The 10203-nt window shown below is 43.3% G+C and carries 9 protein-coding genes; all 9 read right to left on the bottom strand.

What is annotated here, in order from left to right:
• Positions 1-71: 71 nt before the first annotated feature.
• The 9 genes from ACFQ0C_RS33360 to ACFQ0C_RS33400 all read right to left on the bottom strand — a co-directional run bounded on the left by ACFQ0C_RS33360 (position 72) and on the right by ACFQ0C_RS33400 (position 9879).
• Positions 72-1631 (bottom strand): ABC-F family ATP-binding cassette domain-containing protein, encoded by a 1560-nt coding sequence (locus tag ACFQ0C_RS33360; RefSeq protein WP_379373416.1) that lies wholly within the window; start codon positions 1629-1631, stop codon positions 72-74.
• 80 nt (positions 1632-1711) lie between these two features.
• On the bottom strand, positions 1712-2584 hold the full coding sequence (locus ACFQ0C_RS33365; RefSeq protein ID WP_379373418.1) for a PP2C family protein-serine/threonine phosphatase: 873 nt from the start codon (positions 2582-2584) through the stop codon (positions 1712-1714).
• Positions 2585-2586: 2 nt separating this feature from the next.
• Positions 2587-4275: a DUF6382 and FHA domain-containing protein gene (locus ACFQ0C_RS33370; RefSeq protein WP_379373420.1), complete on the bottom strand. Its 1689-nt coding sequence runs from the start codon at positions 4273-4275 to the stop codon at positions 2587-2589.
• 18 nt (positions 4276-4293) lie between these two features.
• The gene (locus ACFQ0C_RS33375; RefSeq protein ID WP_379373422.1) at positions 4294-4809 is read right to left on the bottom strand and encodes an A24 family peptidase; all 516 of its coding nucleotides are present in this window, start codon (positions 4807-4809) and stop codon (positions 4294-4296) included.
• The gene (locus ACFQ0C_RS33380) at positions 4809-5129 is read right to left on the bottom strand and encodes a hypothetical protein (protein ID WP_379373424.1); all 321 of its coding nucleotides are present in this window, start codon (positions 5127-5129) and stop codon (positions 4809-4811) included. The genes ACFQ0C_RS33375 and ACFQ0C_RS33380 overlap by 1 nt, the downstream gene beginning before the upstream one ends.
• On the bottom strand, positions 5102-5479 hold the full coding sequence (locus ACFQ0C_RS33385; protein ID WP_379373426.1) for a TadE/TadG family type IV pilus assembly protein: 378 nt from the start codon (positions 5477-5479) through the stop codon (positions 5102-5104). Before ACFQ0C_RS33385 ends, ACFQ0C_RS33380 begins: the two co-directional genes overlap by 28 nt.
• 19 nt (positions 5480-5498) lie before the next feature.
• Positions 5499-7781, bottom strand: a complete 2283-nt coding sequence (locus tag ACFQ0C_RS33390) for a hypothetical protein (protein WP_379373428.1) — start codon at positions 7779-7781, stop codon at positions 5499-5501.
• 47 nt (positions 7782-7828) lie between these two features.
• Positions 7829-8830, bottom strand: coding sequence for a hypothetical protein (locus tag ACFQ0C_RS33395; RefSeq protein WP_379373430.1), 1002 nt, complete (start codon positions 8828-8830; stop codon positions 7829-7831).
• Positions 8831-9135: 305 nt separating this feature from the next.
• The gene (locus ACFQ0C_RS33400) at positions 9136-9879 is read right to left on the bottom strand and encodes a YhjD family protein (protein ID WP_379373432.1); all 744 of its coding nucleotides are present in this window, start codon (positions 9877-9879) and stop codon (positions 9136-9138) included.
• Positions 9880-10203 lie beyond the last annotated feature (324 nt).

Below are 10203 nucleotides of genomic sequence, written 5' to 3' on the forward strand. Positions count from 1 at the left end.
TAATAGTTCAATATGTACAGTAAAAGAAATATGCGGCAAATGCACATATTCCTTTACTCTGATACCACCTATCACTTATTGACTGTCTGGTTAGACCATTCTTCGACATCCCATACGTTAGTTACCCAATCTTCATAAAAATCCGGCTCATGACAAACGAGCAGTATCGTGCCTTTAAATTCTTTTAATGCACGCTTAAGCTCCTCCTTGGCAACAACATCCAGATGGTTCGTCGGCTCGTCAAACAGAATCCAGTTGCTTTCCCGCATCAAAAGCTTGCACAGGCGCACTTTAGCTTGCTCACCACCGCTCAGCATGCTCATCGGCCGGGTGATATGCTCATTCTTTAGTCCGCAACGGGCTAAAGCGGCCCTTACCTCATGCTGGTTCATACTCGAAAACTCATTCCACACATCATCGATAGGTGTCAAATTGGGAGCTTTTACTTCCTGCTCAAAGTAGGCGGGAAATAAAAAATCACCTAAATACGTTTTACCGCCATATGCTGGCACCTTACCTATGATCGTCTTCAGAAGAGTGGATTTACCTACACCATTACAGCCGACGATAGCAATTTTATCACCACGCTCAATGGTCATGTTCATTTTGGGCAGAAGCGGTGAGTTGTATCCAATTACTAAGTCCTGACCTTCAAAAACGGTTTTACCGCTTGCCCTAGCTTCTTTGAACTGGAACGTCGGTTTAACCGCAGTTTCAGGACGATCTATCCGGTCCACTTTATTCAGCTGCTTCTCACGGCTTTTTGCGCGGCCTGAGGTGGACGCCCTTGCTTTGTTACGTTGAATAAAATCCTCTTGCTTTTTAATATATTCTTGCTGCTTTTCGTACGCATCAATATGCTGCTGTTTATTCATATCTGCCATTTGCAGAAACTTTTCATAATTAGCTGTATAACGTGTAAGCTTAGAAAATTCCAAATGATAAACAATGCTTACAACCTTATTCATAAATTCCGTATCATGAGAAATCAAAATAAAGGCGTAAGGATAGTTTTGCAAATAGTTAGTCAACCAATCAATATGCTCGACATCCAAATAGTTGGTCGGCTCATCCAGCAGCAGCGCCGTGGGCTGCTCTAGCAGCAGCTTAGCCAATAGAACCTTGGTCCGCTGACCGCCGCTCAGCTGTGCTACATCCCGGTCCAAGCCGATCGCGTCCAAACCAAGACCATTGGCCATCTCTTCAACTTTGACATCAAGCAGGTAAAACCCGCTATTTTCCAACCTGTCCTGAATTTCCCCCATTTGCTCCAACAGCTGCTCCAGCTTCTCAGGATCCGCATCTCCCATTTGCTCGGTTATACGCATCATTTCGGCTTCTTGTTCAAAAAGCGGAAGAAATGCATCATTAAGAACGTCACGAATAGTTTTGCCGGGAGTCAACTTTGTATGTTGATCCAAATAGCTGTATTGAACCCTTGGGGTCCATTCCACTTTGCCTTCGTCTTTTAATAACTGACCTGTCAAAATATTCATTAGCGTGGATTTACCCACACCGTTAGCTCCAACTAAACCGACATGCTCACCTGCTAACAATCTGAAAGAAACCTGCTTAAACAAAACTCTGTCACCAAATGTATGGCTTAAATCTTCAACTGTCAACAAACTCATTGCTCTTCGATAATCTCCTGTCTATTGTAAATAATTGTATATTTTTAGAAATTGAAATAATAACAAGACATATTATTATATCACTTTCGCCATTCGACAGGGAATAGGATGTTCAAATTTTTACAACGATAACACAATCGTTTCCAAGGTGTTAGCGTCGATGATACCGAACGAAGCAAAAGTAGACTTATATTATCATTTGACCGCTTGTCCAACGCTTTGTCGATCAGCAAATCGCAAATGTTTTGCAAATCAGGCTGCATTTGCTCACCTTCACGTAATAAACGCTCAATGCCCATATCAGACACACGATTGTAAAAGCCATCGCTGCAAAGAAGGAAAGTGTTGTGCTTTGTAAAGAAACCTGTACGCTTTATAAGCTTCAATTCTTTTTGCATGCCAAGGCACTGCAAAAGCACATGCCGTTTCGGATGCTTGCGTGCTTGCTGGCGAGTCAATCTGCCTTTGCGAATCTGTTCAGCTGTCCATGATTGATCCTTCGTTAGCTGGGAGAGCCGATTTCTACGGCTTACCTTGTAAATACGACAATCGCCTATATGACAAATAAAGTATGTTTCACTAAACAAGAAAATAAGGGTCAGAGTAGTACCGAGCCGACTCCCGAAAAGCTTGCCTAATTCGATAAGCTGATTATTCACATCATGAAATAAACGATCTGTGGAAGGAGCAAGCGCTGACCAAATATTTTTTGATCGAAGCAAGGAAGGAAGCTGCTCGTCCAGCCATTCCTTTACGGTCTCCAGCGCAGTCTCGCTGGCTTGTCCTCCGTCACCGCTCCCACCCATACCGTCAGCAATCACAGCTACAGCATACGGTTCCCCTTTATCAGTGGAACCGATGCGCAACAATGAGCGGTCCTCATTGACCATCCGAAACCAACCTGAATGGGTAGCGACTCCATACTGCCAATGAATGGCAAATGTTGTTTTCAACCCTACGACCCCATTTTAAACGTATAATCGATATTAATTATTTTAACTATATCACCTTCTTGCAAAGAATACATCCGATAAGGCACTAAAATTTCTCCATTTACACGGGTTCCGTTACGCGAACCAAGATCCTTCAACCAAAATGCTTCATTCTCGCGAACAATTTCCGCATGAATTCGTGAAATCCCTTCTTCATCATGAGCAAGATCAACCTGACCTCCCGGTCTGCCAATTACAAAAGCAGCCTTGTTGATCTGAGCTTTCCTGGCTGACCCGTCACAATTCCATTCCAGATATGGAGCGGCTGCTTGGGATTTTTGCAGATGAGCTACCTGCTTTAAAAGCTGAGTTGCCCCAGACGGTGTCAGAAACGTTGTCCGCTGCTCGAGGCTCTTGTAGTATGTATCTGGTGTAGGATTAGTTATCTCAGTTGAACTGCCAGCAGCTAGTTTAGATTCCAACCTTGATACAAGAGGGATAGACGAGTCTTCTGGAGAGGGACCCGAATGTGCTGATTGATCTCGTTTCGGCACAAAAAAAGGCACTAAGCTGCCTTGGTCCGCGGTTTTGGTGCTCTCCTCCACTCCATCCTGATTAGGTCCAACTTTCCAAAAATCCATTTCCATATTGTCATCGTCCTGCGATGGAGGCTTCCAGATCCACAGAATGTAATAAACAACATCTACTGTTAACAACGATAAACCGGAGCAGATCATTAACCAAGCCTCACCTGAATAATCCAAATACAGCTTCCATATTAAACATAGAACAAGAAAGCCAACCAGCATAACCGGAATTTGAAGCTTTCTTCGCTGTTCTGGCTGATGCATCTGTTCTGCTTCCTTATCCAATAAAAGAGGTGAAGGTGGAGCAACCGAGAACTGTGATGCCCCAGTAACACCACCACTAAGCGGCGCCGATAGCCTTGCCTTCATGTCCTTCTCCATAACGGTAGCTTCAAGGTTGTTCGCATGCTTGTGGTTAAACCTCGCAGATTGCTCAGAGTAAGACTGCTTTTGTTCTTTAGCCGGTTCAGGTTCATTTAAAGGGAATGCAAAAGGTCGCTTAGACATTCCTTTATCTAATTCAATCCTGTTTACGCTGCTATTAGGTTGATTCATATGTTTAAGCAGCAGTTGCTTAAGCATAGGCAAATTAAAAGATTCATCCATCAAATAGTTCATAAGCTCTTGATAACCGCTGCCCGATAATTCAGTTACTTTATGGATCAGCCTTGAGGCCAAATGCTGTAAATCCGCGGACACCGAATTTTTGTCAGTTAAAAGCTCTTTAGGTACATAGGTAAGGTACATATCACACCAATCGTCGCTGCAGTAAATATAATCCTCCTTTAGAACATATCTTCCTTCTTGCAGCATGTAAATATTGCTTGAGGCAACAGTATCCACGATTCGGTATAGCAATGTAAAAAACTGTTTGATATTTAAGCTTTCAAGACGCAGCCAGTGTGTGAGCATCCGTTTGCCTGTGATGTTGTAATACAGCTTGATATGCTGATTGATCTCCTCTATTTGCATTTCAAGCAGCTGAGGGATTTTATTGATCTGCAGCATGTTGACCTGGAATTCAGACAGTTCCTCCCTGCGAAGACCTTCAAGTGAAGATAGCACCATATAATGTCCATTGCGGGTAACAAAGTCTACTTGCAAGCCATATAACTGCAAATTCATTCCTTGCTCCTCCTTTCACTATGAAATTTGTAAATAAGTCGCTGTCGCAGCCGCAGGCAGTACCGCCCACATAAACGGAAATCGAAAATTTTGCGAAGATTTTGCGAAGCCTTTCAATTGTTTCGTGTCCTTCCAAAGAAAAAAGAGCAGCAGCATTCTCGCAATTAGTACACCTCTCCTCTTCCATTCCCATCTCCACAGTAGAATCAGACAGCTAATACAAGCAGCATATACGAGCGAATACATAATGCTCTGAAGTACAAATTCCGCCCCCGTTAAAGCTCCCAGCGCGGCAAATAACTTAACATCACCCGCTCCTACCGCATGTATCCAATACAACAGCAGTAGCGGAATAAAGCCTAATAACGCACCTATTAAAGCAAAGCCGGCCCCTGAGTACCCTTCAGTCGCAATATGCAGCACAATACCTATAATTAAGCCGGCTGCCGTAATCCGATTCGGTATTTTTTGTTGAACAATATCCGTTGCAAATGCAATGGCAAGCAGTCCACCACTCAATACAGCAGCGATCATCAACTTCCACCTACCCATGCTCGCTCAAACGCTTTTTTACGAATAAAAATCTTCTTTCTGAAAAAGGGAACATTCAGCTGAAGCTCATACTCCGCCTCGATACCAATAAAAACATTCTCCTTATCGTTGAAATCCGGCAATGTAACATTGATTACTTTGAGCCGATCCTTCTTTAGACGTGTCTGATTAGCATAAAGCGCTACAACAGGAACAAATGCATTATTCAGTAAAGGCTTGTAGACAGCCTCGATTTTCTTTTTTGTTTCATCTGTCCCTGCTTGAGCAAGCTCTTCTAGCTGCAGCCTTTGCGTTTTCTCCATCCCATCAGAGCAATTACTGGATCTGGAATCCATCTCTCATACTCATCGATAAATTGCTCCGTATTAACTGCACCCTGCTTCACCGAATATATTTTCCCTAACGCAAGATCAATCCAGCCATTTACTGAGCTTTGATTCCATTGGCTTTTGGCGCCGGCATAAAGCAGGTCGACGGGATACATATTGACTGCTAAAACCTTGGTCGTCTCCGAAACAGCAGACTGCAATGCCATCTCGGTTAACGATATTTGGATAAAGGCAATAAGCATAAGAACAAAAGAAAGAAACAACGGTAATACAAGAGCAGCTTCCAGCACGATTCCTCCCTCCTGATTTCGGATCAGCTTCATATTCCACCTCCATGAGATGTTAGTACGCCATTACACCCGTTTTAATGATATGACAACGCGTCCCTTTTACCTCGCACGAGTATAATTCTGCAGCCCCCAGAACCTTCATTAATCCTGGTAAAAACCATAGCTTTACTGAAGTTGTAGCCGTTCCTGACAAGTAGGTTGCGCTTTGCTCTAAAGGAATTCCGGTGTTTAATTCGATCAATGATTGCATCCGTGAGAGCAGCACCTTGTCTCGGCTGTGAAGAAGCAGGAACATTCGCAAATAGTCTTTGTACGACAAGGTAACAATGCTGCCAAATTTTTTAGACAACGGAACCTGCTCACCCTGTACAAGCTTGATCATATCCATCTGAGCTTTCACGGCCCCTTCGGCAACTGCAGCCAAAAACACAAGAAGCGGAGAACCTGCATTCAAGGATTGAATATGCGGTTCTGTCAGAGCCTCAGCAGTCCCCACTGCAAGCCGGAAAACAAATATTTCCGCATACGCAGCTGAATAATTGCCTATACATGAATTCGCTCCATACAGCAAATATTCCAGCTCTTGATTTACTAAGGTGTGGCTATCAGGCTGAGACAACTCTTTGGAGGTCTTGGGTTGACCGGAAATCTTCTCCAAGCCCAGTGTCCTATAGTTAAACTTGCTGATAGCAAATTCGTCCAAGTAAAACTCATCCCTGACTTCTGATAGAACAGATTCTAGGGAAGAAATAAGATTCATTGCACTCATTCCAGCTTTATCTGCATTAACAAGATTAAGATCAGGCACAGGCTGTGCCAAATCGATTTGGCGGTTTGCTCCCATGTAGCGTTGGTAAAGACCTGTACTTCCTTTAACTGGATCTCCCTGCAGAGTGACATAATGCTCTTTAAATGGATCTGTCGTACTTACAAGGCTGCAGCTGCCCATTGCCTTCGTTACTTGATCCAAATAGGGCTGCGCTTTACTGCGCTGTTCCCGTTTGGAGGTGGCTACGGCGTTCTTATTCTTATTTCGTTCGGTTTCCTTGCCCCCTTGCTTCACATACAGCTCGTTTACCTGCTTCCAAAAAAGTTGATTCGTATTGTCCGCATTCCTATAATTGTTTGCATCAAACAGCAGAACACTGGCGAGCTGAGCTTCAAGTCCCGAAAACACCGCCACAGCTCCCGCCGCCTGACTACCATATTCATCCAGCTCCTGCCTTTGAATTATATGAATTCCTTGAAACGCTTGATTGGCGGGATAAGCAGGAGAAGAGCCAGTTGACTGGGTATCTATCGACCGCAATTGTTCATTCAACTGATCATTTGCTGAATTTGCTTGTGCCAGCGCCTCCTCAAATAATTTCAAATAAGCTTTTAATTCAGACACGTCCATGGATGATTTTAATTTCAACATAACCAACAGCTCTGCGTACTTAATTACATCCTCCAATAATCGATCCAAATCACTAATTGTATCATTCAAATCTGATATTTGAGCTTTCAATTCTGATTGCGTGTCGTATAATCGATCAAGAGCGGCCGCTGAATCCGAACCTGATTCTATTAAGGATCTTATTCGAAGATCAATTTTCTTTACTTGATCCCTTAAATCTGTCAAATCCCGTTTAGCATTCTGAATGGATTGCTTGACCTCAGTAACAGTATGAATACCAACTCTATCGCTAAGCTGGTTCAACGCTTCCAATTGGACCTTGTAGTAAGGGTGTACAGATGTGGCCTTTTGATGGATGGATATCCATTCCTTCCATGCTTGATCAAGATAGCCGTCTCGTTCTTCGAGCAGAGCTTCAATTTTCACCGCATTATGTGCATATTGGGAGGCCTGTGACATGGTAGCAGCCAAGCCTGTTTTCTTAAATTTATCTGCTATCTCCAAGGAATAAATCATTGGCGCACGATATTTCATTTCCTCCAAAATTTGTTTTTTAAAAAAGATATGATTTCCGAGCGTATACATGGAGGTTATGCCCGATCCATCCGTTTCCAACTTTTGATCAATGAAGCTGAAGCCCCCCGCGGTAACAGAACCGGACATATTTTCTGAGACAGTTTTCAGAAATAATGCCTCGGATTTATCCTTTTCCTGCTCCAGTGCATACAGACCATACTTATGCAGCTGCGGGGAAAAAGCAGACAGAGTAGAGCGGACTCCCGTTTTCACCGCATTCTCCGCTTCCTTCTCTGCTACTTTAAGACGTGAAAAATCGATCAAGAGGGCGCATAACAAAAAGACCGGAACCAAAATCATTATCAAATACAATGAAACTGCTCCATCCTGCTCCAAGATCAGCTCCCTCCAACGTCTCACATAATCTCGCTCCTCTCATAACAAATCGCTTACGTGCAGACCGTTAATTATTCATGAATAACAATCACGATTCCGCTCCTTTCCAGCTCCTGCCTCAAGCTTGCTGACAGCTTAACCTGGCTATTACGGGATTGCTTAAAAAAGTGCCAGACCACTCCTTTGACTGCTGTCCCATTCTGAAGAAGTTGAGCGTCCTTGGGCATTTGTTCATTACGAAGCTGGCTTTCACTAAACGTATAGAATGCCTGGTGCGCCACCTGATTTGCATCCATTGCATCTACTACTCGCTGTGTATCCGCATTGACATTAATAGTTAGCTCTCTTCCATTGACGAGAGTTTGCAAATATAGGACTGCTGTTTTGTGGCTGTTAATAACAACCGGTTTCTCTGGGACTGATTTGGGCTCTATCAAAGTTAAGAGTACATCGCTTGGCTTTATTCTGCCTTTTACTTCTTGGATAAAAGTTCGAGTAAGGTCAATGACCCGGATTGTTTCTACGGGATCGATTACTTGAGCTGCCGCTGAAGCTTGTACTTTACTCTCCAGTCTGTGCTCTACGTAGCGAGGGGAATGGAAGGGTTTGGCCAGATGAACGCTCACTTCCCGGCTAATCCCATTATTCTTGTACTGCATCGATCCATTCCACTCCGATGAGACTGCGTTCCCAATCCGCAGCAGCTTCCCCTCGGGGCCGGTATTTGCTTTTTGTCCTGCGACAGGCAGCGTTACCTGTGAAGCTGCGTTCGGGATCAGAAAAGAAAACAGATCGGATACACTGTCACTATTCAACCTCCAATACAAACCATCGTCCTCTCCAACCGTAAAAGCGCCTGTAATCGGATTCTTTTTGCTGTTGTCCCAGACGAACGCGGCACGATCTGCAGCAATTCCCGCCGTTTGATAGGCAGATGAAGTTTGAAACACAAACATCGCTAAAAACAACAATGAGATCGTACTCAATAATATAAGGGGGAGCACAAAGCTCGCTTCGATTGTAAAGCTTCCATTTGTATCCTTAAGCCACAGCTTCACTCTATTACAGCTCAACCTCGCCCCCACAATCATCTGCCATTTTCTATGGACTGATTGAATTTGCATCGTTTACAATGGAACCCGATTGTCCGGATATTTGCGTATTTGCGGAATTAAATAAATCACCCACCCATTTCATAATCCACTTTCTAAAAGTAAAGTGTTCAAATGTATGAAGTATTTGATTTTCAGAAATGCAAAAAGCCTAGTCAAAAATAATGACTAGGCTGATTTTCTTATTGCGAGTACTAAGATGAATATGCCGTTCAATCACAAAGCCGCCGCGCAAGTAATTATGGAAAATTCGGAGCACCCTGCGTTCAATATCCTGGAGTATCTAATTCAACCTTCAACACATCTTTGAAATCAATCAACTCCCAGTCTGCCCCTATATCCACCTTAATGAGATGTGTCCGTGGGTTTATCCAATCTACAACACCATTAATCTGTCGATTACCGTATTCCTTAAACACTATTATGCTGGCTCTGAGTGTATGCAGCATTGATGATCTTAGTCTGCCATACAATTCCTGCTGCTCCTCTTCAGTCAATTCAGGCTTGGTCTGTTTATTCTTCTGCTCGTTATGTAAATTAATCCTGTCTTTGTGTTCTGGTAACATCATCCGGCTGCTCTCCCACCTTCCATTTCCTTCAAGCTTTTTCCCCATGTTCGCTGTCACCCTCCATGTAATGGAATTCCCCAATATTTGGCTCCCTTTCTCCAAAATTTCCGTTCGTACCTTCTCCCACTGAAGCAAAAGATTATGATCGTAGCCGCGGCATTTGAATCTAGCCTGTATCCCTTCGGCTGCGCGAACTTCTTCAATTATCTTAATACCTCGCTTACGCAGCTCTGCCTTCAATTCCATTAACTCGGAGTGAGCACTGTCCTGCGCCTTACCAAGACTCATAACATAAAGAATATCTAGTTTCAGTTTAACTTGATTAATTCGATTGATGTCGCGTTGAAGTACATCCATCATTACGGGCAGGATAATCCCCATTTTGACAAACTGAAGCTCACCAGGTGTAAGTAGCGGCGCTTTTTTAATGTGACTTTCCAAATAGATCGCCTCCATATATGAGAACATATGTTTGTATAATTCTAAGGATAGCGAACATTAGTTCTTATTTCAAGAGGAATTTTTTAAAATGTGTGTTTGATTAAAATAGAGAGCTTTGATTTGATGCGGTTTATGTTAATAAAGACAGCAAGCTTTTACAAAATAAGTATGAGACTCATACTCACAAAAAAGACAGCGGCAGTCTAGGACGCAATAATTGTAGAGTGAAGGGCTGGGCATCCAGCCCCTCCTCATCAAACCGTACGTGAGGTTTTCCCTCATACGGCTTTCCGACGTTCTTCACCTCGAGCATTACGGTGTCCC

The sequence above is a fragment of the Paenibacillus sp. GCM10027630 genome (assembly GCF_042676305.1).
GTDB lineage: Bacteria > Bacillota > Bacilli > Paenibacillales > NBRC-103111 > Paenibacillus_S.

What these genes read in the sequence shown, in the direction of transcription:
- ACFQ0C_RS33360 (WP_379373416.1), bottom strand. Translation starts at nt 1,631, where the DNA reads ATGAGTTTGTTGACAGTTGAAGATTTAAGCCATACATTTGGTGACAGA.
- ACFQ0C_RS33375 (WP_379373422.1), bottom strand. Translation starts at nt 4,809, where the DNA reads ATGATCGCTGCTGTATTGAGTGGTGGACTGCTTGCCATTGCATTTGCA.
- ACFQ0C_RS33380 (WP_379373424.1), bottom strand. Translation starts at nt 5,129, where the DNA reads ATGGAGAAAACGCAAAGGCTGCAGCTAGAAGAGCTTGCTCAAGCAGGG.
- ACFQ0C_RS33370 (WP_379373420.1), bottom strand. Translation starts at nt 4,275, where the DNA reads ATGAATTTGCAGTTATATGGCTTGCAAGTAGACTTTGTTACCCGCAAT.
- ACFQ0C_RS33385 (WP_379373426.1), bottom strand. Translation starts at nt 5,479, where the DNA reads ATGAAGCTGATCCGAAATCAGGAGGGAGGAATCGTGCTGGAAGCTGCT.